The organism is Lactobacillus sp. UMNPBX17, assembly GCF_002553735.1.
GTDB classification, from domain to species: domain Bacteria; phylum Bacillota; class Bacilli; order Lactobacillales; family Lactobacillaceae; genus Lactobacillus; species Lactobacillus gallinarum.
Genome location: NZ_PCYT01000024.1, coordinates 1 through 25262 on the forward strand (window position 1 = coordinate 1; position 25262 = coordinate 25262).

The window sequence follows — 25262 nt, forward strand, 5'->3', positions numbered from 1 at the left end:
AAACTCTGACTGCAGTGGTCTGTGCAAAGCCTGGAATGCTTTCTAGGTTTTCTAAGTCATGATTAGGCAAAGTTTTGGCGAGTTTAACCATTTTGGTAATTATACGTTGACGTTGATTGCTTAGATTAAGCAGTCTTCGGGCATAATATTGTGCTTGCTGGACTTCTATGTCAGAACAAGAAACAACTGGATAAGCTAAATGAGCTAATTCAATTAGTTTATCTGTTGTCTTTTGTGCATGATTAAAAGCGATGCCTTTCAATTTCATCAACCAGTTAATAATTTGCTTTTTATCATCTTTTCTTACTAAATCACAATGAGGATAACGAGCAACTATTTGCCAATAATTCTTACCTCTAGCAATAGAAAATAAGTTTTCAATTTCGGGAAAGGTTGATTGTAGAGCTTGGTGAAGTCGATTTTTAGCTATTACCAAGTCACTTGTCAGCTGGTCATAGAAGCGGCTCAAAGCATTAAGCTGCTTATAAGTTTGGGATTCGCTTTGATTAACCGGATGGCGATAAAGTCTTTGAATTAAAGCTAAATGATAAGCATCAGTTTTATCAGTCTTATTATGACGTAGCCCCATATTCATCTCTTTTTTGGCTTTAAGCGGATTAAGAACAACATATTCATAGCCGTAGTCTTCAAGAAAAGCCTGCAGTCTGCGTGAATAAACACCGGTAGCTTCAAAAATAATTTGTGGATGTTTAGAAAAAGCGGTTAATTCATGAAGCAATTGAATAAAACCAGGACGATTATTAGTAATGGTTAGTTCATTTTTGCTTTCACCAATTAGTTCACAAACAGTAGAAGTAGACTTGCTTACATCAATTCCAAAAGTAACTTGCATAATAAAAACCTCCAAAACTTAGTAGTAAAACGTATTTACTCAAGAAATCAGATCTAATTTTCTAAACTCGACATTTAAGTGTCCACATTCTTCGAAGAGACTCCTGAAAACTCAAGCAAAACTGCCAGTTTATTATGCGACATCAAGTGTCTAAAGCTCCGATGACATATAGTTTTACTACTACTTAAATTCTACAAGAGAATAAAAATAGTGAATCAATTATCCCGTCGGATAACTAATTCACTATTTAGCTTAGAATGTTTATTATGGTAGAATTAAACAAAAAAGTTGAAGAATAAGAAAATCAGGATGAAAAGCATGGCTTGAGCAAGAAGTACAAGCTGCAGGTTATAATGGAATCAATGATGTGTTCTTAGGTGAATACATCGATGGACAATTACGTTTGACCGGTTATTCTAAATAAGAAAAGAGATAAAGATGGCAGATTTTACTAAGGTAAAAGAATGGATTAAAGATGCGGATGCAGTGATCGTTACTGCAGGTAATGGCATGGCTAAAGAAGAAGGATTGGACATCTTAAGTGAAGAAAACTTCGATGACCAGTTTGGCAAAATTGCCGACAAATACGATGTGCATACAATTGGGGATGCCCTTGATAAGAAATTCGAATCTTGGAGTGAACAATGGGGTTTTTGGAGTGAATTGGTGAATGAATATTCTCTTCAATACGAACCTGGTGAAACGATGCAAGCTTTAAAGAAACTTTTGCAAGATAAGGAATACTTTATTGCAACTAGTACTTTTGCTCACTTTTTTGAAAATGCTGGTTTTAATGAGAATCACATTTTCAATGTCTTTGGCGATTGGACCAGAATGCAATGTTCTAGTGGTATTAACCATGGACAAAAAGATGATCGTGAAGTAGTCAAAAAATTTTTAGTGGGTGAAGGTGAAGTGCCAAAATGTGAAGATTGCAACAGTCCAATGGAGTTGCACATGCCGCTTAATGCTAACTTCTTCCCTGATACAGATGCTAATACTCGTTTTCGTTGGTTTTTAACTGGTAATGAAGACAAGAAAGTTGTAGTTTTAGAGCTTGGCGTCGATGAGACTAGTCCACAGCTTCTTGATCCAATGGTTAAATTGGTAGAACAATTTCCAAATTGGAAGTATGTAGCAGCTGATTTGGCTGATGAAGACATGCCAGATGATTTGAAGAAGAGATCAGCAGGCTTTGCAACTAGCTCGCGTGATATGTTGATGAATTTAACTAAATAGGGTGAACGATGAGTATTTACGTAAAAAACGGGGTTTTGCATGTAGATGGTGCACAAGATAAACTCCGGCAAAAGGGACAAGAAAAACCAGACTTTTTGTCTAATTACACAATGCTTGATATTGAAACAACTGGTCTTAGTCCTTTCCGTGATCGGATTACCGAACTGGGTGGGGTAAAAGTGAGAAATGGTCAAATTGTTGATCAATACACTAATTTAGTAAAATTCTCTAAAAATAATAAAGTTCCTGCTTTTATTACTAAATTAAACGGAATTACTGAAGAACAGTTAGTTAATGAAGGAATTCCTGCAGAACAGGCAATTAAGGAATTTCGTGAGTTTATCAGTGATGACATCATTATTGGTTATAATGTTAACTTTGACTTGAACTTCTTATATGATCTTAGTCAAAAGTACAACTTGCCAGTTTTAAATAATGATTATGTCGATGTGCTTCGCCTAGCAAGAGTATATTATCCGCGCCAGCATAATCGTTTGATTGACTGCATGCAGCGTGCGGGAATTGCTCAAGTAGAACAGCACCACGGCTTGGCAGATTCTCTTGATACAATTAAGGTGTATAACGACTTTAATCAGCATTTTACGGAGGATTTATTAGAGCAGGCAATTGGCAAAATTAAGAATGTCGATTTAACTGGGGATGAAGTTGATTGTTACCAACTTGGGTTCCGTAATCCTGTTCAAGATAAAAATATTGTTTTATCTGGTAATTTACACATGTATCAGCACGATGCGGAAAAAATGATTAACAATATGGGTGGTCAACTTGATCAAAATGTAGAAAATACTACGAATTATTTGATTATGGGTGATCATGATTTCTTTAGAAAAGATAATGATGACTTGAATAGAGCGCGTTTATTGATTAAAGATGGGGCTAAGATTAAGCGTTTATCAGAGAGTTTCTTTTTATCAATGCTTGATGATTGGGCTCGTAGTTAAAAGCTATCTTGAAAAAAGATGGCTTTTTTCTTTTGTTCTATTGCAAACTGATGTTTGAATTAGTATTATTTCTTAATAAATGGAGGATTTTTATGGCAAGAAGAAAACGTAAAAAACAGGGGACAGTTCTGTCATCAGTTATTGTTCTGATAGCAATCGCATGGGGACTTTTTACTAAAGCTGGCGGCGATCCAAGTGGTAGTCAATTTTTGAAAGATTTTACCGGTAATCATGATGAACAGCATGTAACCAACACGATTGGGGATGCTTCTAAAGCGAATAAGGCTTATGGCGGATTGTCTGATGTTGATTATAAAAAGTTAGCTAATTTGAATTTTAAGAGCGGAGATAAAGCTTTTACTGTAGTGAATCACAACCGCTCAACTTTAGTGAAAAATTCATGGAAGGTTAATCGTGTAATTTATTCTAATCTTGATTCACTTAACCGGACCTCTCGTCCTAACACTGCATTTTTAGAAAAGCGCAATGTGGCTAATGATAGTTTGAGAGTACGGCAATTTGTAGAGCCCACTGGCTGGCACTATAATCGTAGAAATGGCACACAAATTTATAATCGCGGCCACTTAATTGCTTATTCTGTTTCAGCTGGTATTGATCAAGATGGTAATTACAATCCGCGTAATCAGTCAGGTGATCAGAATAACCCTAAGAATTTGTTTACTCAGTCTGCTTTTTCTAATCAAAAAATTCAGACAATTTTTGAAGCAAAGGTGCGTAAAGCATTACGTCAAAATAAGCGGGTAATTTACCAGGCAACCGCAATTTTTAGGGGCAATGAACTAATGGCACGAGGGGTAAATCTACAAGCTGTTTCTACTGATGGCTCATTAAATTTCAATGTTTATCTTTATAACGTGCAACCTGGCTATGAATTCAACTATAATAATGGCAGGGCTAAAGTTAATCAACAAATTCAGGTTAATGAATAGCAAAATTTGAATATAGATTAAAAAAGGAAGTACATGCATGAAAAAAGATAACTGTACCGCGATGCTTGTTGGTAAAGATGCTTCAATTGATGGCTCAACTATGATTGCTCGTGACGAAGATGGTTACGGCGGCATCAATGAAAAGCTTTTTGTTGTCAACAAAGCACGCCACTATGATGAAGACTACGTTTCAAAATACAACGGCTTTAAGATGCATCTTGAAGGTGATGGCTGCAAGTGGACTGCTGCTCCAACTGCGGACGGTTCAGAAGGTCGTTGGGATGAACAAGGTATTAACGAATATAACGTTGCCATGTCAGCTACCGAAACTGAAGCAACTAATGCACGTTGCTTAGGCCACGACCCGCTTGTTGAAGATGGTATTAACGAAGACTCAATGGTTTACATCACTTTGCCATTCGTTAAGACTGCTCGTGAAGGTGTTAAGCGTTTAGGTCGTTTAATTGAAAAGTATGGTACTGGTGAAAGCAACGGTATCGCATTTTCAGACAACAAAGAAGTTTGGTACCTTGAAACTGGTGCAGGTCACCAATGGGTAGCAGCTCGTGTTCCTGATGATTCATACGCAATTTGTCCTAACATTATGGTGATCCAAAACGTTGACTTTAATGATCCAGACAACTTCATGTACAGCGAAGGTATTCAAGAATTCGTTGAAAAGAATCATTTGAACAATAGCACTGATGGTAGTTTTTCATTCAGAGACATCTTTGGTACTAAGGATGAAGCTGATGCTTTCTACAACACCCCAAGAACTTGGTACGGTCAAAAGTTGTTTAACCCAAGTATTGAACAAGATCCAACTAGCCAAGAAATGCCATTTGCTCGCGTTCCTGAAAAGAAGATTGGCGTTGAAGACGTGCAAAGATTTTTGACTAGTCACTACAACGGCACCCCATATGATCCAATGGATACTTTCTCATCCGGCACTGAAAAAGAACAAAAGATGTTCCGTTCAATCGCATTAGACAGAAACCAAGAATCAAGCATCTTGCAAATCAGAAACGATGTTCCAGCTAAGATGGCCGCTATTCAATGGATCAACATGGGCTTTTACGCATACTCACCATACGTTCCTTTCTACACCAACATCGAAGATACGCCACTTAACTACAAGGTTGCTGATCACATGGTTGATCCAGACAGCAGTGCTTACTGGCTTTACAAGACTTTGCAAGTAATCGTTGAACCACGTTACCACCAATACATTTATCAAGTAAATGCCTACCGTGACGATTGCCAAAGCTACGGTATCGGCCGCATCGATGAAATTGATGAAAAGGCAAAGGATCTCGATGGCGCCGAATTGATCAAGTACTTGACTAACGCCAACGATGTTACTGCCGGCGTAATTACTAAGAAGACCAAGGAATTAATGAGCAAATTGGTAAGACAAGCTTTGAACAGTTCTAAGTACCAATTTGAACGCGGAGATAATTTATAAAAAAATAAAATAATTTAGAAATAATAGGTCATGGAAATTAATTTCATGATCTATTTTTTGGTATGTACCACAATATTTAGTAAACCCGAACAAAAAGATAAAATATTATAACACAAAGGCTCGAATACGAACAAAATCCGAATACTGAGAGAAATTTATTTCATCAACACTGAGAAACCACGAATTTTTTAACTGAATCATTTGTGCTTTTTGCCCTTTTAGCTTAGAATTAATAGAGAAATTTATAAACTTAAATCAATATATAGTGGTGTGTGAAACTTATGAATGATGATAAATTTGTTGAAGTAAAGAACCTTAAAAAGGTTTACGACAATGGTCACGAAGCAATCAAGGACGTTAGCTTCTCAGTTAAGAAAGGCGACCTTGTTTGTTTGCTTGGCCCTTCAGGTTGTGGTAAGACAACCATTTTGAACATGCTTGCTGGTTTACTTAACCCAACCAGCGGCGATATTCTCTTTGATAGCAAGTCTGTCGTAAACGTAGCTCCTAAAGATCGTCAAATCGGCTACGTTTTCCAGAACTACGCTTTATACCCACACATGACAGTCCTTCAAAATGTTATGTTTCCTTTAACTGTGGGCAAGCAAAAGATGCCTAAAGACAAGGCTAAGGAGATTGCAGAAAAGTACATGGAAACCACGCAAATCACTGAACTTGCCAACCAAAAGCCAGGTAACTTGTCAGGTGGTCAACAACAGCGTGTCGCAATTGCTCGTGCCTTGGTGCAACAACCTAAGATTTTGCTCATGGACGAACCATTGAGTAACCTTGATGCACGTCTTCGTTTGAAGATTCGTGAAGAAATCCGTAACTTGGTTAAGAAAGTGGGCATCACTACTTTATTTGTTACCCACGACCAAGAAGAAGCCTTATCCATTGGTGATAAAATCATCCTCTTCAACAATGGTGTGATCCAACAAGACGATATGGGTCAAAACTTCTACCTTGAACCAAATAACTACTTCGTTGCTAACTTCGTTGGTAACCCAGTAATCGATAACTTCAAGGTTAATGTAAAAGACGGCAAGATTACCGGCTCAGACTTTGAAATTAATGTAGATGATTTAGATAAAAGTCGCTTCAAGCGTGACTTGACTGATGGCGAATACACATTATCTGTTCGCCCTGAAAATATTTTGCCAGCCAAAACTGGCCATGTTTCAGCTAAGATCGACGACGTTGAATTGATCGGCCGTGAACGTATTTTGAAATTTACTCATGATGGCGTTCAAGCTCGTTCACTTGTTGACCTTGAAACCCAAATTAAGAGGGGAGACAACGTTAACTTAAAGATGCGCCTTGATCGCGTATTCCTCTTTACTAAGGAAGGAGAGCGTGTCTACTAATGAGGAGCAATCAAAAGAAGGCTTGGCTTTTTTTAGCGCCAACAATCATTTTTGTTACTTTCTTTAGTATTTACCCAATTTTACGGGCATTTGTAATGAGTTTCCAAAGCGGTCCATTAATCAATTTGAACTGGACTGGCTTTAGCAACTATCAATACATCTTTAGTGATCCCGAATTTTGGCGCGCAATTAGAAACACTATTCTTTATGCGCTAATTTCGGTGCCTGTAGCATTAGCTATTTCAATCATGCTCGCATGGTTTATTTTCAGTAAGGTAAAGCACAAGTCATTCTTTGAAACGACTTTCTTTATGCCTTACGTTACTTCAACCATTGCGATTGGTATCGTGTTCCGTTACATCTTTAATGGTGAATACGGGATGCTTAACTTCCTGTTAAGAGCACTTCATTTGCCAGCTCCTAACTGGATTGATGATCCATCAATGTCACTGACAACCATCATTATCTTTGGTGTTTGGACATCACTTGCCTTTAACATCGTTATCTTGATGGGTGCTCTTCGTAACATTGATCCAAACTACTACACTATTGCCGATATGTACGGCGCAACCGGTACCGAAAGGTTCTGGCGTATTACTATGCCACAACTTGTACCAACGATCGCCTTCTTATTGACGATGAACATTATTGCGGCATTCAAGATTTATACTTCCGTATATGCATTGTTCAACGGACAAGCAGGTGTCGGAAACTCAGCTACAACGGCAGTGTTCTACATTTATAACAAATTCCAAATTGTAGGTACGCCAGGTGTAGCGATGGCCGCAACGGTAATTTTATTCCTCATCATTATGTTCGTAACCTTCTTACAACGTAAGATGATGAAAAAGATTGGGGGACGGTAAAAAATGAAGAAGATTCGTTGGGGTGCTTTAGTTGCTTACATCGTTTTAGCAATCTTTGCGATTATTACTGTCTTTCCATTTGTTTACATGATTTTGGGCGGACTAATGAGTTTTAGAGAAACGACAACGATTCCGCCAACATTAATTCCTAAGCACTTTGAATGGTCAAACTATGCTAAGGTCTTTGCCCAAGCACCATTTGCTCGTTACTTTTTAAACACCTTTATTACGGCTAGTGTAACGACTATCATAAGTTTGCTTAACGCACTTCTTGGTGCTTTTGCCATGGTTAACTTGAAGTTCAAGGGTAAGGGCGTTGTACAAGTCGTTCTTTTGTCACTCTTGATGGTGCCAGGTGAAGCAATCATCTTCACTAACTACAACACCATTGCCAGAATGGGCTTACTTAACACCTACATCGGTTTGGTATTACCATTCTTGACTTCAATTTTCTACATGTACTACTTACAAAGCTACTTCGGCTCAATTTCACAAACCATCTACAAGGCTGCGATGATTGACGGGGCTAGCGACTGGGAATACATCTGGAGAATTTTGGTACCAATGTCTAAAGGTGGTTTGTTTACTGTAGCGCTTTTGAGCTTCATTTCAGGTTGGAATTCATTCCTATGGCCATTATTGGTAACCAATGAAGACAGCATGAGACTGTTGAACAACGGTTTAACTTCATTTGCTTCAGATGCAGGTAGTGAAACGCAATTGCAATTAGCAGCTGCTACATTAACCGTTTTGCCAATCTTGATCTTATACTTCATCTTTAGAAAGCAAATTATTCGAGGAGTAGTACGTAATGACCTTAAAGGATAAAACAACCGTTACCTTTTATAACGGTTTAACCACAATTGGTGGACCAATGATCGAAGTGGCTTATAACAAGTCACACGTTCTGTTTGACTTAGGCGAAGTATATCGTCCTGAGTTAAAGCTGCCAGATGAAAGTTACCAAACTTTGATTAAAAATCAGTTGATTGGGGATGTGCCTAATTTTTACGATCCAAAAATTACGGGCAAGCCAATCGATACTGAACGCTGGGAACACTCTGCAGCTTACATTTCACACTTACACTTGGACCACAGCAAGGCCCTAAACTTGCTTGCACCTGAAATTTCACTTTATGCAGGTCCAATTACTGCTCATTTACTTCCTGCTTTGAATGAAAATGGCGACTTTCTTTTACCAGCCGCTGGACACGAGAAGAACTACACTCGTCCAATCATTGCGGCTGAGTATAAGAAGCCGATCAAGGTGGGAGATATTACCTTGGAAATATATCCTAGTGACCACGATGCTTACGGTGCAACCGGCTTACTAGTTAAGACACCGGACAAGCAAATCGCCTACACTGGTGATATTCGTTTGCATGGCTACCACCCAGATTGGGTTCGTGCCTTCATGCAAGCGGCCAAAGCTAGCGATATGTTGATCATTGAGGGTACTGGCGTTTCTTGGCCAGAAGAAAAGCACGATGAAAGCAGCGAAGAATTCACTGGTCCTAAGAACGAAGTGGAGTTAACTGAAAAAATCGTGCGCTTGCAAAACGCCAACCCTGATCGCCAAATCACCTTTAACACTTACCCAACTAACGTGGAGCGTTTGCTTAGAATTGTTTCTGATTCTCCACGTAAGGTGGTTTTGCATGCTAAGCGTGCGCATTTGATTAAGGACAGTCTTAACGAAGATTATCCATATTACTACTTGCCAGAAGACAAGAAGTATTCTGATTTGAATCCAGAGCTTGAAGTCAGCTATGACGAGCTTTTGGCGGATAATCATAAATACTTGTGGCAAGCTGTAAGCGATTATGATAAGCTTCAAGTGGGCGGCCTTTACATCCACTCAAATGCCGAGCCATTGGGTGACTTTGACCCTGCCTACAAGCCATTTGTAGAGCAATTCGCTAAAAATAAAATTGAGTTCATTGCATTGCGTTGCTCAGGCCACGCCGATGAAAAAGAACTCAAAGAAATAATTGGTGGGATTCAGCCAGCTATTTTGGTACCGGTGCACACATTGCATCCGGAGCTGGAAGAGAATCCATTTGGAGAACGTATTTTACCTAAACGTGGTCAAACAGTAACGCTTTAGTAAAATTAAAGATTATTGTTGTTTAGTTTTATTTTTTAGGAGGATTTATCCAAATGAAGTTTAGTAAGAAACTTGCTATGGCTGCCGTTGCTGCTTTAGCCTTAGTAGGAACTGCCGCTTGTTCAAATGGCGGTAGCAACTCTTCATCAAGTTCATCAGAAAAGATTCCATCAAAGATTACTAAGAAGACTACAGTTGTCTTTTGGAACGCTATGCCTGGTGTACAAGGTTCTACTTTGAAGCAATTGACTAACGAATTCGAAAAGAAGAACCCAAAGATTAATGTTAAGTTGGAAAACCAAGGTGATTACAATGATTTGCAAGCTAAGATTAACTCAACTTTGCAATCACCAAATAACTTGCCAACTATCACCCAAGCATATCCAGGCTGGCTTTGGAATGCTGCACAAAACAAGATGCTTGTAAACATGACTCCATACATCAACAACAAGAATGTTGGTTGGGGTAGTGCTAAGGCATCCGGTATTAGAACCGAACTTCTTGACGGTGCTAAGATCAAGGGTACCCAATATGGTATTCCGTTTAACAAGTCAATCGAAACCTTGACTTACAACGCTGACATGTTCAAGAAGTATGGCATTAAGAAAGTTCCAACCACTATGGACGAACTTAAGCAAGTGTCAGAAACTATTTACAAGAAGAGTAACCACAAGGTTGTAGGTGCTGGTTTTGACTCACTTTCAAACTACTACACTCTTGGCTTGAAGAACGAAGGCGTTAACTTCTCAGACAAGGTTAACTTCAGTGGTGCTGCTTCAAAGAAAGTTATTAACTACTACGCAGATGGTATCAAGAAGGGTTACTTCAGAGTAGCTGGTTCAGAACACTACCTTTCAGGTCCATTTGCTAACGAAAAGGTTGCTATGTTCATCGGTACTTCAGCAGGTGAAGGTTTCGTTAAGCAAGGTGTAGGCAACAAGTTTACTTACGACGTTGCTCCTCGTCCTGGCAAGTACACTATGCAACAAGGTACTGACATTTACATGTTCAACCACGCAACTGCTGATCAAAAGGCAGCCGCATTTAAGTACATTAAGTTCTTGGTATCTAAGTCAAGTCAACTTAAGTGGGCTAATGCTACTGGTTACATTCCAGTTAACGAAAGCGTTGTAACTTCAAGCGAATACAAGAACAACAAGAGCACCAAGCTTCCTGCTAAACTTGAAGACTCAATGAAGCACTTGTATAGTGTTCCTGTTTCAAAGAACTCAAACGCTGCATACCAACAATTGAACAGCATTATGCAAAACATTTTGTCCGCAGCACAAAAGGGTCAAAATGTTAACAGCCAAATTAACGCTGGTAAGCAAAAGTTTGATGCTGCTTGGAAGCAATAAAACTAAATAGCAAATAATTTTTTAAAGCAGACCGTGCTGGGTCTGCTTTTTTTGATGGAAATAATAAGTTTGCAGTTCCTATGTGCTTAGAAAAAATGTTAACATTTAAGAAGCGAATAAAAAGTAGAGGTGAGCTGGTTGATTAGACAACAAAATTTTCCCGTACCAACAAAATATAAGTGGTACGACATCAACAACTTAAGTGAAGAAGATAGTGAGAAATTGCAAAGAGACTTCAATTTTACCCCGGATATTATTTCTTATATTTCCGACCGTCACGAACGTCCTCACTATGACTATGATGTGCATACGCATAGTCACCTGTTAGTTTATGATGTACCTATTTGGCCAACTAATACAATTAAACATTTCACTTCACACCCAATCACTTTCTTAGTTGTTGGTGAAAATGTCTTTACTTTCCATACGGAATCAACTAGCTATGTTTTTGATGAATTCAATGATGAACACATGCGTGAACGGCTTTCGGAGGCTAAAGATGTAACAGAGCTGTTAATGCTCTTCTTCCTTTATTCATCACAATATTTCCAGCGTGCTGTGACTCAATTGGATGTTGAGCGTAATAGTCTGGATCAGAAATTATCTGATGATATTAATAATAAAGATCTGGTTGAATTATCTAATATTGAAAAAAGTTTAGTTTATTTATCCAGTTCAATTCAAACAGATCTGATGATGCTTCACAGTTTGGACCATAGCAAATTAGACTTTACTAAGGATGCGCGTGAAAGACTTGATGACGTTCTCATTGAGTCAAGCCAGTCCGCAGAAATGGTTCAGATTTCACAACAAGTCACCAAGACGCTGTCGGCTACCTCAAATAACATGATGAACAATAACTTGAACGATACCATGAAATTTTTGACGGTCTGGTCACTGGTATTAACGATTCCAACTATTTTGACAGGGTTCTACGGAATGAATGTTAGTTTACCTATTTTAAAGAATTCGTTTGACTGGATTTTAATTATTGTCTTGATGGTCGTCTTAATGGTTTGGCTGGTCGTTTTGATGAAAAAGCATCACTTCTTTTAAAGAGGAAATCTTATGAAACATAAAATATTGGTAGGTTCGATTATTTCTACTCTGTTGGCATTCATCTTGTATACGAGCAACATGCGACGAGTTGAAAATGCACAATTGAAGATCGTGGGACCGACAACTAGCAAAGTTAAGAAAAGCAAAAAGAAAACTAAAGAGCCAAAAGTAAAAAAGGTTAAAGAACCTAAAGTTAATTCGATTGAATACTCGAATCATATTAAGGCTAAAAGCGGTAGTAATAAACAACTGGTTAAGTTGATTAAGAATGTGATGGGACTTGATGATAGTTATCAAGTTGCCGTGCAAGATTTGAATAATTCTAGTCGCTATGCCGTTGTATCTAATACTGCCAAAGCCCATGACGCTAAAGATGTCATGAAATTGTTCTTGTTGATTGCACTTTATGAACAAGAGCAAAAGGGTAAGATGGGATCTAAAACTGCTGTTAAAATTAAAAAGGCAGATAAAGCTAAGGGCGATGGCATGTTCCAAGTTAATATGGCTTATGGCCTTGCCTACTTGCGTGAAGCTATGTTGAAGAATAATAAGACGGCTTCCAATGCTTTGATAAGAAAAATTGGCATTAAAAATATTGAATCAGTTGCTAAAAGAATGGGAGCTGATCAGACTACTATTGCCAAGAACTTTGATGGCGATAATTATGGTAAAACTACTGCTAATGATTTAGCTAAAACCATGATTGGTCTTTATCAAGGACGGGTCTTGAATCGACAATATGCCAGCAGGGTCTTGAGTGCTTTAGCTAAGTCAAAAGAGCGAATCAAGATGGTTAAAGGCATCACTGGTGGTGTCTATGCTACAGGTGATAATGATTTTGCTACGGCAATTGTTCAAGGCAGAGGAAATTACTGTATAGCTGTTTGGAGCAGCAACAATAAGAATTTTAATAAGTTAGAAAAGAATGTTAACACCTGGTTTGATAAAAAACATAAATAAGAAATAAAGATAATGAAGCTTGAAAAGGGCTTCATTATTTTTTTATTAGAAAAAGCATTTATTTACACATTGTAGATTGTAATCTTCAAATTGTAGTGATATATTATCTAGTATGCTAGGAAAAGGAGGGACGTTATGGCACAAAAGAGAAATCTTGATTTGGATAAAATAATTGATCAAGCAACTAAGTTGATTAGTGAAAAGGGGTTGAGTGCTACAACTTTACCAGCTTTGGCAAAGGCATTAAATGTGCGCTCGCAGTCGCTATATCATTATGTATCTGGTCGCAAGCAATTATTATCTTTAGTTGGTGCAAGGGAGATTAAAATTTTGCGGCATCAATTAATGGATGACTTGATTGGCTTGTCTGGCAGGGATGCATTGCTTAAGTTTGCTGATACGGTGCGGGATTTTTTATTGAGTGACCAGGCTTTATCAAGCATTTTGTATCACTTGAATGAATATCCCAAGGATGCGGCAATTAGCCAAGAGATTTTGGATCTGATCAAATTGGGCGAGAGGCTTAATTTTAGAAAAGAAAGTGCCATTTCGTTCCATGCTTTAATTGGCGCTGTATTGGGTTACGTTTTTTTGGATAATTCTTCTTCATTTGTTGATGAAACAAAGGATGAATCTAATCGTAATTATCATGAGATGATTCTGCGACTTGTAGAACCAGTACCTGAATTACAAATAGGAAGGAAATAGGAAAGTGCAGAAATTTCTGAAAAACCATGTTTTTTCTTTAATTGCATGGGTTTTGATATTGATAATCTCCATTTTTGCTTTGCCTAATATCAAGGAACTGACTAATGCCCACTCGGACATTACACTTCCAAGCAATGTACAAAGCAATGTGGCACAATCTATCAAAAACAATTGGGGTGCAAAAAAGAAGAACACCTATGAAGTAGCACTTGTTTTTAACAAGAAACACGGCAAGCTAACGGAGGCTGATAAAGCGGCCATCAACAATACGCTTGACAAGTTTACGAATGATAAGTACAAGTATGGAATTAAGGATTCACTTCTTCCAGATTCCAATATTGCTACGAGAAAGAAGCTTCAATCAAAAGATGACACGACTTGGGTAGCGCAGTTTAATATCGCTAAGAGTCATGGCACGATTGAGGAAGTTTACAATCAAATGAACAGGGATGCCAAGACGCAAGGTCTTCGCACTTATGTAACTGGTGCTGATATTTTGCAACATGACTTCTCTGCTTCAATCCAGCAAGGAATTAAGAAGACTGAAGCTATTACCGTTGTATTTATTTTCATTGTTTTGGTAATTGTCTTTAAGTCACCAATTGTTCCGCTAATTTCATTATTGACAGTTGGGGTATCATTCCTTACTTCCTTCTCAATCGTTACAAACTTAGTTGAACATGCTAATTTCCCATTCTCAAACTTTACACAAGTGTTCATGGTTATCGTCCTCTTTGGTATTGGTACCGACTACAACATCTTGCTGTATGATAAATTTAAGGAGAATCTAGGGAAAGGGATGGACAAGTACAAAGCCTTACATGATGCGCTTTTCAAAGCTGGTAAGACTATCCTGTATTCTGGTTCATCAATTTTAATCGGATTTACCGCATTAAGTTTAGCTAAGTTCTCAGTTTACCAATCAGCCGTAGGTGTAGCGGTTGGTGTTGCAGTACTTTTGGTAGTGCTTTTAACACTCAACCCATTCTTCATGGCAGTTCTTGGTAAGAAAATGTTCTGGCCAGTTAAGAAATTCACTGGTGAAAGCGATGATAAACTTTGGCATGGAATTTCTGCTTCAACATTAAAGCATCCAATTATTTACTTAATTGTATTGGCTGTAGTTGTAGTTCCATTCATGTTAATGTACTCAGGACACTTGAATTACGATGATACTGATGAAATTGCGGATTCAGTTCCATCTAAGCAAGGTTTATTGGTAGTTCAAAAACACTTCTCAGAAGGTATGGCTGAACCATCATACTTGTACATTAAGAGTAAGCATCGTTTAGATAATGAAGAAAACTTGAAGTTAATTGATCAATTGACCAAGCAACTTCAAAACTCAAAAGATGTTTCATTTGCGACATCTGTAACTCAACCATATGGTGAACCAATTGATATGCTTTATGTAAACAATCAATTGAACACTGTTAACGACGGTGTTGATCAAGCTCGTTCTGGTTTGGGTAAATTAAGTAAAGGTTCTAACAAGGTGGCTAATGGTGCCAACAGCTTGAAGGATGGTGCAGATCAACTTCAAGATGGTACTAGTCGTCTTCAAAGTGGTGCACAACAATTAGTTGGTGGTACTAGTCGTTTGCAAAACGGTGCTCAACAATTACAGAGTGGTGCCGTTCGTTTACAAAACGGTTCAAATCAATTAGTTAGTGGTGCTACTCGTCTTGAAACTGGTGCAGGTCGTTTGGCTAGTGGTACTCACGCACTTCAAAGTGGTGCAAGCAGCTTACAAAGCGGTGCTAACAAGTTGCAAAATGGTGCTAACAGTTTACAAGCTGGTACCAAGACCTTGCAAAATGGTACCCAACAAATGGCTAACCAATTGCAACAATTGAGTACACAACTTTCTAACCAATTGAGTGGATCAAACAAGCAACAACTTGCTGCATTGCAAACTGCTTTGCCACAAATTAACAGCGGTATTCAACAATTGAATGCTGCTTTAGGCAATTCTGTTGACGTTTCATCTGCAACTAGTGGTTTAGCTGCTGTACAAAAACAAGCTGCTCAATTAGAAAGCAGCTTGAAGGAGTTGCAAAGTGCTGCTGGTAGTGTCGGTTCATCTGTAAGTCAAGCAGATGTTCAATTAGCAATTAGTGCTGCAGTTCAATCAGCTGTGAAAGACGTTCCAAGTGATCAAAAGCAAGCTGCTCAGCAAGCAGCAACTGCAGCTGCAACCCAAGCGGTACAATCAGTTGTTCAAAAGGCTCAAGCTGGTGCTAATACTGATAAGTTAAAGTCAGCTATGCAAAATGCAACTCAAGCAGCTCAAGGTTTGCAAGGCTCGATGGCTGCAATGCAACAAAGTGATTTGATGACCCAACTTCAAAGTTTGAAGACTCAAGTGAATACTTTAGCTCAAGCTTCAAACCAAGCACTTCCAGGTGCCGCAACTGCTTTGAACCAATTAAGCTCAGGCTTAAGTCAAGTTCAATCAGCTGCTAGTGCAGGTGTTGCCGGTGCAAACAAGCTTAACTCAGGTGCTGCTGCTCTTAACAGTGGTGCAGGTCGCTTGAGTACTGGTCTTGGCAGTCTTGCAAGTGGTGCAGGTCGTCTTAACGCTGGAGTTGGCCAACTTAACAGTGGTGCAGGTCAACTTCAATCAGGCTTAGGTACTCTTGCCAACGGTGCAGGTACTCTTAACACTGGTCTTGGTACTCTTGCTAATGGTGCAGGTCAACTTAACTCAGGTGTTGGTCAATTAGCAAGCCAAGCTCCAGCTCTTATCTCAGGTATCGGTCAACTTAACAGTGGTGCCGGCCAACTCAGCATTGGTGCTGGCAAGTTAGCTGCTAAGGTTCCAGAACTTACTACTGGTATTGACACTGTAAACAGTGGTTTAGGTCAAGGTGAAACTTACTTGAAGGGCTTAGGCTCATCCGCTGCAGCAGATACCTTCTACATTCCAAAGGAATTCTTGAAGAATGAAATGTTCAAGAAGTCAATGGATGTATACCTCAGCCCTGACAAGAAGTCAGCTCAAATTATCGTTGTCTTCAACTCAAACCCAAGTGCAACTGAAGCTACTAACGAATCACAAGAATTGAGCGCAATGGCTAAGAAGACTTTCCAAGGTACTGCTCTTAAGAATGCTACTGTTGCTATGGGTGGTCAAAGTTCAAAGATTAAGGATACTAAGACAGTTGCTAGTGGCGACTTCCTTAGAACTGCCGCAATCATGTTAATCGGTATCGGCATTGCCTTAATGTTTGTAACTCACTCACTTCTTCAACCAATTTACATTCTTGGTACTTTGCTTATCGCATACCTTTGCTCACTTTCAATCAACCAATGGATTGTTAAGGCAGTTCTTGGCAGAAGCATGCTTTCATGGAACACACCATTCTTCAGCTTTATCATGTTGATTGCCTTAGGTGTTGACTACAGTATCTTCCTCATGACTCGTTATCGTGAACTTGAGACTGAGGGCTACACAACTCCAAGTTCAAGAATCTTGAAGGCATGTGCTATTATCGGTACTGTTGTTGTATCAGCCGCAATTATCTTGGGTGGTACTTTTGCAGCCTTGATCCCATCAGGTATTCCAACCTTGATCGAAGTTGCTTTAACTGTTGATGTTGGTTTGTTAATCTTGGTATTTATCTTACCAATTACATTGTCAGCTGGAGTCAAGTTAACTTATGAGGGAATTGACTTTAATAGCATATTTAAAAAGCGTAAAAGCGCTAAATAATACTTGATTTATAATCTAGACTCTACAGTTATGTAGGGTCTATTTTTATCTATTTAGCTTTATATGCATGATATAATTAAATAAATAAGATTAAAAAGAGAGGATTTAATATGACTACGTGTCCAAATTGCGGTCAAGCAATTAATGAAAAGGATAATATTTGTCCAAATTGTGGTTTTAATTTAAAGAAGTACCGTGATAACTTTTTTACAGATCAACATATTAAGACTAAATATGAATCTGACGATGAGGGACAACAAATTATCAGCCGTGCCGCATATCGGGCAGAGTTTTATCCTGAAAAGCAAAATACCACTGTTCAACGGATGATCGCATGGGTTAGAAAAAATGCAACTATAGTTTTTCTATTGGGTGTATTTCTGTTAATTTTGATGAGTTTTTCAAGAGCAACCGGCTGGATTAGTTTTTTAGTCTTAATGATTTGGCTTTATATAGTTTGTGATCGTCAGGAAAAGATTGAACGTTATACAGTTGATAAAAGATTAACTGAGAAGATAAATCAGGTTGGGTCTAATCTTTTCAACCGGGTTGATGAACATGAGGATAAAATAAAAGCCAAAAACACTAGCTTTACGCAAAAACATCCCCGCATTGAAAACCAAGTGCATAAAATAAAAAATCATAGTCGAAATCGTTACAACTATGTCCAATTATCAGTTATTCTAACTGCCTTGATTAGTTTGATTGTTCTTTTCACTGATTCTGGTGCAGCTGTTTCAGCTGTTGGCTATACTCAGAGAATGTCAATTTCTAATGTGATTTTTAGCTTGGCTGGAAGACTCTTATCTTCAGGATCATCTTCTATTTATTCAATTGTGCTTTATTTAGTTTGGCTGTTTTTATTCCTGTTTCCAATTTTTGTTATTTACAATGTATTAAAAAATACGCGCTCAAGCCAAATTTTAGCCTTTTCTTTGTCATTGATTGAAACCATCTTTTTAATCTATTTGATTTACAAATTATCTAGTTCGACTCGTGCAGCAACTGGTGTCATGAGTCAATTAACCAGTCAGCTGATTACATATGCTGTATCACTTGGAGCATCTACATATTTCTTGATTTTATCCAGTTTTTTAACTACAGCTTTATCAGGATATAACTTAATCGATAAAAAAGAAAAAACTAAACAGTAAGAAAAAAGTGTCTGAAATATACCAATATTGTATATTTTCAGACACTTTTTTGGGTTTAGCTATTGCCGGCATATCTGGAATCTTGGGCTTAGGATTAAACAAGAAAAAGATGAGATAAAAAGAAGCAAAAATGCTTCTTTTTTAGTTTGAACTATTCATTACTCTTAGTAACATCGATTACTAAATGTTCGTTAACAAAAGCCATAATGCCTAAATCACTTAATTCACGGCCATATCCAGACTTCTTAACCCCGCCAAATGGTAATTCAGCAGCAGTAATCCAACGTCCATTAATGACAGTCATTCCAGCTTCAATTTGGGCAGCAACTTTTTTAGCGCGTTCAATATCACTACTAATAACTGATGAGCCTAAGCCATAACTTGAATCATTAGCTAATTCAATAGCTTCATCATCATCTTCAACTACATAGATCTCTGCAACAGGGCCAAATAATTCTTGATCAAAGATAGGGTTGTTTTTATCAATATTAGTTAAAATCATCGGTCTAAAGAATGAACCTTTAGCATCAATTTCTGGGTATTGGTAAAAGACTTTAGCACCGCCATCGATTGCTGATTGAACCTGCTTTTCTAATTTGGTCTTAGTTCTTTGTGAGTTTAATGGTGGCAGGGTTGTACTATCATCAAGTGGATCGCCAGCTTTTAATTCAGAGAAGATACTCTTTAAGTCGTCTAGAACTTCATCATAACGGGATTTTTCAACGATAATTCTCTTAGATGAAGTACATACTTGACCGCCATTATAAGTTCTAGCATCCCTTAAAACATTGCGTAATAATTTTGGATCAGCATCATCTAGTACGATAAAGGCATCATTACCGCCTAATTCCATTGTAGACTTCTTTAAGTTCTTGCCAGCTTCTTCAGCTACAGCACTACCGCCGCGCTCTGAACCAGTTAAGGCAACACCTTGAATGCGTGGATCAGCAATAATATTTGCCAATTGATCATAGCTAAGAAAGAGATTAATCAAACTTCCTTCTGGTGCACCAGCTCTTTTAATAATTTTAGCAATTAACGCAGCTGAGCTTGGAACATTATGAGCATGCTTAAGTAAAACTGGATTACCCACAACGAAGTTAGGAGCAAATATACGTACAACTTGATATACTGGGAAGTTCCATGGCTCACACGCCATGATTACACCAGTAGCTTGTTTTAGATAATATGCATTTCTTAAATCACTTTTAATCGGAGTAGGCTCAAGCATTGCAGCAGCGTTATCGGCATAATAATCACAAATAGAAGCACATAACTCGACTTCTTCTTTTGATTCACGCAGCACTTTCCCCATTTCCAGGGTCATCATCTTAGCTAATTCGTCTTCATGCTCGCGAAAAGCATCAGCAATTTTATGTAAAAACTTAGCACGTTCACTTGGGTCTTCATGACGCCATTTTTTGTATAAAGTATGTGCTAGATTAATAGCTTCTTCTACTTGCTCAGCAGTAGGGTTATCATAGCTAGCAAATTCTTCGTTAGTGTATGGATTAATTGATTGATATTTAGACATTTTATTTTCTCCCGTTCAATTAAAAGTTTATCCGCATAAGCTCTGTTTTTATTATAAAACGTTTACATTAAAAACTCAGCTATTTTACATCGTCTAAATTTTTAATTAGCTTTCGAGCCTTGTTTAGCGTGATATTATTACGATTGATACGGGCAAAAGCACAGGCATCATACAAGTGCTGGCTAATGATTTCTTTATTTTTATTTTGGGCTATATCATTGACACCTTGTTGCAAAAGAATTCTTGCCATGTAAAAAATTACGTGTTTTTCAGTTCCGATCTTGTAGGCATAACGCAAAAGTGAATTAGATTCTTTGTACATTTCGCGTTGACCATAGAATTCACTGGCATCGCATAAAATGGCAAGGGCATGCAAAGTGGTCAGTGGATTGTTGATTTCAACGCTTTTTATATTTTTGAGTACTTGGCTGTAATAATGCTCTGCTTTTTGCATTTCACCTTGTTTTGCATAAATCTGACTACAACCATTGAGTGCGAGCAAGTGATAGATATCGTTTTTAGGTAAATCTTTAGTTGTCAGAATATTATTGAAATAGAACAAGGCACTTATTTCGTTGCGATCACTTTTCAGAGCATATTGTCCCCGTAAAAATTGATAGTGTACCTGATCTTCTTTACGTTTAAGCGTATCTTCACTAACTTCGGACAATAAGTTCAAAATTTTAGTGTAGTCAAAGTTAATAAATGCAAAATCTGCATCAAATAATAGCTGCGTGATTCGCTGCTCATCACTACGGTTAATAATGTAGCCAACTTCAATGTGCAGACGATCGCATAACTGATTGAGAATTTTTAGGGAAGGTACTTGCCCATTATTTTCAAATTTACTTAAAGTTGATTGCGTACAGATGCCATGACAAAGATCAGTTTGTGATAGTTTCTGTGCTTTGCGTATTTGAATGAATTTTTTAATATCGATTATCATTATTTTTGTCTCTTAATTGTTTGATACAAAAAGTCGAGGGATTCATCAATGTAATCCTGACTATAATCCATGGCATGACCATGTCCTGGAATAACCAATAATTGGACGCCATGATTTTGCTTAGCTAAGAATTTAATAAAATCTAGCGTAGTGGATAATGGCGTCAGTTCATCTGCAGAGTTAATCATCATTAATTTATTTAAATTAGAAAAATCATATGATTGAGCATCAAGCTTTTGTAAAATATCAGATTTATCTGAGCCGGTATAAGTTAAAGTGAAGTATTTGTAAAAGGAGGCTCTAATTTGAGTAGGATCAGTGATACCAAAATCTTCTTTTGCTTGTGGTGAAGGTTTAACCTCCTGATGGTTTTTAATCCAATTAGTGTATTCAACAGGAGCAGACCAAGTTACAGTTGGAAAGCCATACTTACCAGCTACGTATAATGCCATTGTCCCGCCGACGCTAGCACCGATCTGGACTATATTTTTGATATCATCATTATCAGTGTAATCAGAGTCTAATAGCCAATTGACAAAATGAAGTGCATCATCATGAGCAGCTGGGAAATGAGCAGCTGGAGCTAAGCTATAGTTAGGAATAAAAGTCATGAACCCTGCATTAGCTAAATTAATGCCGATCTTTTTAACGTCTTTTTTATCTCCGCGGAACCAGCCGCCACCATGCCAAAAGATTAAAATTTTAGTCTCAGAAGTTGTATCATTTGGGTAGTAGATATCAGCTCCTAATTTTTTATTCTCGTCATAAATAATATTATTTTTAATGACAACCATGATTTGTGTTCCTTTCATTTGTAATATCAAGAATATTATATATTAATTAAAAAGCAGATAAGTTAATAAAGGCTTTTTTAGTTTTTTGATAGAATTAGTGTATTAAAGTTCTGAAAGAAGGCGAAAAAGATGCATCATTTGTCAGCTAAGGCGAGTCGAAAATTAATTAATATTGCTACAGTGGTTTGTGGATTAGTAATTATTCTGTTGGTCATCTATTGGTATCGATTAGGGATATTTACTGATCAAGATAAGATGCGTGCTTATTTAGCCAATAAACAAATTGTGGGACCGATTATTTTCGTATTGATCCAGATTGTTCAGGTGGTAATTCCTATTATTCCAGGTGGTGTGTCGCTACTAGGCGGAGTAGTCTTTTTTGGACCAATTGCCGGTTTTATCTATAATTATGTCGGAATTTGTATTGGCTCGATTATTAACTTCTTTTTGGCACGGCACTATGGTCGTCCATTCATTTTGCATATTGTGTCGGAAAAAACGTTAGACAAATATATGAAGTGGACTGAAAATCAGAAGAAGTTTAATTGGTTCTTTGCCATCTGTATTGTTGCACCTGCTGCGCCTGATGATGTGCTTTGTTTGCTTGCGGGCTTAACTAAAATGAAGTTCTGGACTTATTTTTGGATAATTGTTTTAGGCAAGCCGTGGACAATTATTGCTTATAGCTTTGGCTTGCAGTATGGTGCCGAATGGCTGCTGAAGTTGATGGGTAAATAATGCTGGAATCAAAGAGAATATATTTAAGAAGATTTGAAGAAAAAGATGCAGAACAATTATTGAAGTGGGGCAGAAATGCCCGCTATCATAATCTGGCTGCCTTTGAGAATTATCAAAATATAGAAGAAGCCCAGCGGGGCGTAGAGCAGTATATGGCCCGTCCAGAGAGCTATATTATTTGTCTGCGTCAAAATGATCAGACGATTGGCTTGATTGAATTATATGAACGTGGTTTAGATGAACAAAGCGGCTTATTAAAAACAAAAGAAGTTGGCTTTTTGCTAGATCAGGCTTTTGAAGGCCATGGTTATATGACGGAAGCGCTGCGTTTAATTTTAAATTATGCTTTTAAAAAGAAACGACAAAAAGAAATTTGGGCAGGCACTTTTGTAAATAATGAAAAGTCGCAGAAACTGTTGGAAAAACTAGGATTTCAGTATGTTTATACCGTAGATTATTCGCAGATTAGTACACTTTTTTCGTATCAAGAAAAATATTATTTGCTCAAACAAGCAGAATGGCTTAAAATAGACGCAAACATGAAATCCTAAGACTGCTTCAGAGAGTTCACGGTTGGTGCGAGTGAATGGATGTCGTTTCCAGATTTCGTTAAGATGGGCAATTAATAGTTGCACGGTTTGGCGTCGTTATCCGTCTATTAAGAGGTGCAGTCTATATTAGACTGAAGATGGGTGGTACCGCGAAGCTGTGTAAGAGCCGATTCGTCCCAAGCAAGGGATGAGTCGGCTCTTTTTTTTGCATTATGGAGGTTTTTTAATGCTTGATATTAAGGTGATTCGTGAGAATCTCGATTGGTCAAAGAAAAAGTTAGCTACACGTGGCATTAAGCCAGAAGAATTGGATGAATTGGTAGAAATCGATGCTAAGCGTCGTAAGGATTTAACCAAGAGTGAACAATTAAAGGCTAAGCGTAATGACGTTTCTAAGCAAATTGCTGAAAAGAAGCGCAACAAAGAAGACGCAAGTGATGCTATTCAAGCTATGCGTGAAGTAGGTAAGGAAATCAAGGATTTAGATAAAGAAGTTGCTGAATTAACTGAAAAGCAAAACTACATTTTGCTTAGATTGCCTAACTTCCCAGCAGATTCAGATCCAATCGGCCCTGATGATAGCTACAACGAAGAAGTTCGTAAGTGGGATGAACCAACTAAGTTCAACTTCAAGCCAAAAGCTCACTGGGACATTGGTACTGACCTTGGTATTTTAGACTGGGATCGTGCTTCTAAAGTTTCAGGTGCACGTTTTGTTTACTACATTGGTGCAGGTGCACTTTTGGAACGTGCTGTCTTTAATTTCTTCCTTGATGAAAACACTAAGGATGGCTACACCGAAGTTATTCCACCATACCTTGTTAACGATGCATCAATGCAAGGTACAGGTCAATTCCCTAAATTCCACGAAGATGTTTACACTATCGTAGATAACGACGATCCAGATAAGCCACGTGATTTGACTTTGATTCCAACTGCTGAAGTTCCTTTGGTAAACTATTTTAGAAATGAAATCATTCATGAAAACAAGTTGCCAATCAACGTAACTGCTTTATCACCAGCATTTAGAAGTGAAGCAGGTTCAGCTGGTCGTGATACTCGTGGTTTAATCAGAATGCACGAATTCCGCAAGGTTGAAATGGTTAAGGTATGTAAGCCTGATGAGTCATGGGATGAACTTGAAAAGTTAACTCACAATGCCGAACACTTATTGCAAAAGTTGGGCTTGCCATACCACGTAGTTGCTTTGTCAACTGGGGATGCAAGTTTCACTAGTGCAAAGACCTACGACCTTGAAGTTTGGATGCCTGCACAAGACAAGTATCGTGAAATTTCAAGTTGTTCTAACTGTACTGACTTCCAAGCTCGTCGTGCACAAATTCGTTACCGTGACGAAGATGGCAAGCTTCACTTAGCACACACTTTGAACGGTTCTGGTTTAGCTGTAGGTAGAGCAGTAGCTGCAATTTTGGAAAACTACCAAAATGAAGATGGCTCAGTAACTGTTCCTGATGTTCTTGTACCATACATGAATGGTATGAAGAAGATTACTAAAGAATCAAGTTTGATTTAGTAGAAGAAAATAATTAGAAAAAGGCCTAAGAATTAGCGTTCTTGGGTCTTTTTGTTCGCCCTGAAATAGCAAAAATGCAAAAAATCAAAATTTTTTTGAAAAAATTTTGATGAATTTAAGACTAAAATACAGCAAAAGACGAACTATTTATTTGAAAAGTAATTAAATTAACAAGATATATGAGATTTGAAAAAGACAATATAAATAGTAATTGTTACAACGTTACCTAGCGTTTCATGTTTAATTCGAACAAAAACTAGGATTTGACGAATAAGGATTGACCGTGTAGTATATTTAACTGTCGTCGGGTGATAAAGAAATCGCCTGATGATGAAAAAAACAAATCAAAAAAAGTTCTTGACAAAGGATTTGAGATTTGATAAAATATAAAAGCCGTCTGGT

Annotated in this window: 21 protein-coding genes; 17 read left to right on the forward strand and 4 right to left on the reverse strand. The window is 37.8% G+C overall.

Annotated features, from left to right (window positions below; translation table 11 throughout):
* Positions 1-853, reverse strand: an 853-nt coding sequence (locus CP368_RS05265) for a transposase (protein WP_098045825.1), incomplete at its 3' end; no start/stop codon positions are given.
* Between the two features lie 438 nt (positions 854-1291).
* On the opposite strand from CP368_RS05265, the gene CP368_RS05275 reads away from it, so the two are divergent.
* The 14 genes from CP368_RS05275 (at position 1292) to CP368_RS05340 (ending at position 18763) form a co-directional block, all read left to right on the forward strand.
* On the forward strand, positions 1292-2092 hold the full coding sequence (locus CP368_RS05275; RefSeq protein ID WP_098044091.1) for a Sir2 family NAD-dependent protein deacetylase: 801 nt from the start codon (positions 1292-1294) through the stop codon (positions 2090-2092).
* An 8-nt stretch (positions 2093-2100) separates the two neighbouring features.
* Positions 2101-3054, forward strand: a complete 954-nt coding sequence (locus CP368_RS05280; protein WP_025006294.1) for an exonuclease domain-containing protein — start codon at positions 2101-2103, stop codon at positions 3052-3054.
* A 92-nt stretch (positions 3055-3146) separates the two neighbouring features.
* Positions 3147-4004, forward strand: coding sequence for a DNA/RNA non-specific endonuclease (locus CP368_RS05285; protein WP_056945475.1), 858 nt, complete (start codon positions 3147-3149; stop codon positions 4002-4004).
* Between the two features lie 37 nt (positions 4005-4041).
* Complete coding sequence (locus tag CP368_RS05290; RefSeq protein WP_098045826.1) at positions 4042-5469, forward strand: C69 family dipeptidase; 1428 nt, start codon at positions 4042-4044, stop codon at positions 5467-5469.
* Positions 5470-5750: 281 nt separating this feature from the next.
* Complete coding sequence (locus tag CP368_RS05295) at positions 5751-6836, forward strand: ABC transporter ATP-binding protein (protein ID WP_098044093.1); 1086 nt, start codon at positions 5751-5753, stop codon at positions 6834-6836.
* Positions 6836-7702, forward strand: a complete 867-nt coding sequence (locus tag CP368_RS05300; RefSeq protein WP_025006297.1) for a carbohydrate ABC transporter permease — start codon at positions 6836-6838, stop codon at positions 7700-7702. The genes CP368_RS05295 and CP368_RS05300 overlap by 1 nt, the downstream gene beginning before the upstream one ends.
* Before the next feature lie 3 nt (positions 7703-7705).
* On the forward strand, positions 7706-8530 hold the full coding sequence (locus CP368_RS05305) for a carbohydrate ABC transporter permease (protein ID WP_098045827.1): 825 nt from the start codon (positions 7706-7708) through the stop codon (positions 8528-8530).
* On the forward strand, positions 8514-9809 hold the full coding sequence (locus CP368_RS05310) for an MBL fold metallo-hydrolase (protein WP_098045828.1): 1296 nt from the start codon (positions 8514-8516) through the stop codon (positions 9807-9809). The genes CP368_RS05305 and CP368_RS05310 overlap by 17 nt, the downstream gene beginning before the upstream one ends.
* 53 nt (positions 9810-9862) lie before the next feature.
* Complete coding sequence (locus tag CP368_RS05315; protein ID WP_087235742.1) at positions 9863-11167, forward strand: extracellular solute-binding protein; 1305 nt, start codon at positions 9863-9865, stop codon at positions 11165-11167.
* Positions 11168-11305: 138 nt separating this feature from the next.
* Positions 11306-12223 carry a magnesium transporter CorA family protein gene (locus CP368_RS05320; protein ID WP_056945472.1) on the forward strand — a complete coding sequence of 306 codons (918 nt, stop codon included), beginning with the start codon at positions 11306-11308 and terminating at the stop codon, positions 12221-12223.
* Positions 12224-12235: 12 nt separating this feature from the next.
* On the forward strand, positions 12236-13186 hold the full coding sequence (locus CP368_RS05325) for a serine hydrolase (protein ID WP_098044094.1): 951 nt from the start codon (positions 12236-12238) through the stop codon (positions 13184-13186).
* A 135-nt stretch (positions 13187-13321) separates the two neighbouring features.
* Positions 13322-13894 (forward strand): TetR/AcrR family transcriptional regulator, encoded by a 573-nt coding sequence (locus CP368_RS05330; protein WP_098036662.1) that lies wholly within the window; start codon positions 13322-13324, stop codon positions 13892-13894.
* 4 nt (positions 13895-13898) lie between these two features.
* Positions 13899-17609, forward strand: coding sequence for an MMPL family transporter (locus tag CP368_RS05335; RefSeq protein WP_098044095.1), 3711 nt, complete (start codon positions 13899-13901; stop codon positions 17607-17609).
* 110 nt (positions 17610-17719) lie between these two features.
* Positions 17720-18763 (forward strand): zinc ribbon domain-containing protein, encoded by a 1044-nt coding sequence (locus CP368_RS05340; protein WP_098044096.1) that lies wholly within the window; start codon positions 17720-17722, stop codon positions 18761-18763.
* Between the two features lie 151 nt (positions 18764-18914).
* Here CP368_RS05340 and CP368_RS05345 read toward each other — a convergent pair whose 3' ends face one another.
* The 3 genes from CP368_RS05345 to CP368_RS05355 form a co-directional block, all read right to left on the reverse strand.
* Positions 18915-20297 carry an NAD-dependent succinate-semialdehyde dehydrogenase gene (locus CP368_RS05345; RefSeq protein WP_098044097.1) on the reverse strand — a complete coding sequence of 461 codons (1383 nt, stop codon included), beginning with the start codon at positions 20295-20297 and terminating at the stop codon, positions 18915-18917.
* 79 nt (positions 20298-20376) lie between these two features.
* On the reverse strand, positions 20377-21240 hold the full coding sequence (locus CP368_RS05350; protein ID WP_098044099.1) for a helix-turn-helix domain-containing protein: 864 nt from the start codon (positions 21238-21240) through the stop codon (positions 20377-20379).
* A gap of 2 nt (positions 21241-21242) precedes the next feature.
* A complete protein-coding gene (locus CP368_RS05355) occupies positions 21243-22037 on the reverse strand; it encodes a S9 family peptidase (protein ID WP_098044098.1) in 795 nt (264 codons plus the stop codon).
* Between the two features lie 129 nt (positions 22038-22166).
* Between CP368_RS05355 and CP368_RS05360 the strand changes: the two genes are divergently transcribed.
* From CP368_RS05360 to serS, 3 genes are all read left to right on the forward strand, one after another.
* Entirely contained in the window at positions 22167-22775 is a 609-nt protein-coding gene (locus tag CP368_RS05360) for a TVP38/TMEM64 family protein (protein ID WP_025006305.1), read from the forward strand.
* Entirely contained in the window at positions 22775-23326 is a 552-nt protein-coding gene (locus tag CP368_RS05365; RefSeq protein WP_025006306.1) for a GNAT family N-acetyltransferase, read from the forward strand. The genes CP368_RS05360 and CP368_RS05365 overlap by 1 nt, the downstream gene beginning before the upstream one ends.
* A 226-nt stretch (positions 23327-23552) precedes the next feature.
* The gene (gene serS, locus CP368_RS05370) at positions 23553-24860 is read left to right on the forward strand and encodes a serine--tRNA ligase (RefSeq protein WP_025006307.1); all 1308 of its coding nucleotides are present in this window, start codon (positions 23553-23555) and stop codon (positions 24858-24860) included.
* Positions 24861-25262: the final 402 nt, after the last annotated feature.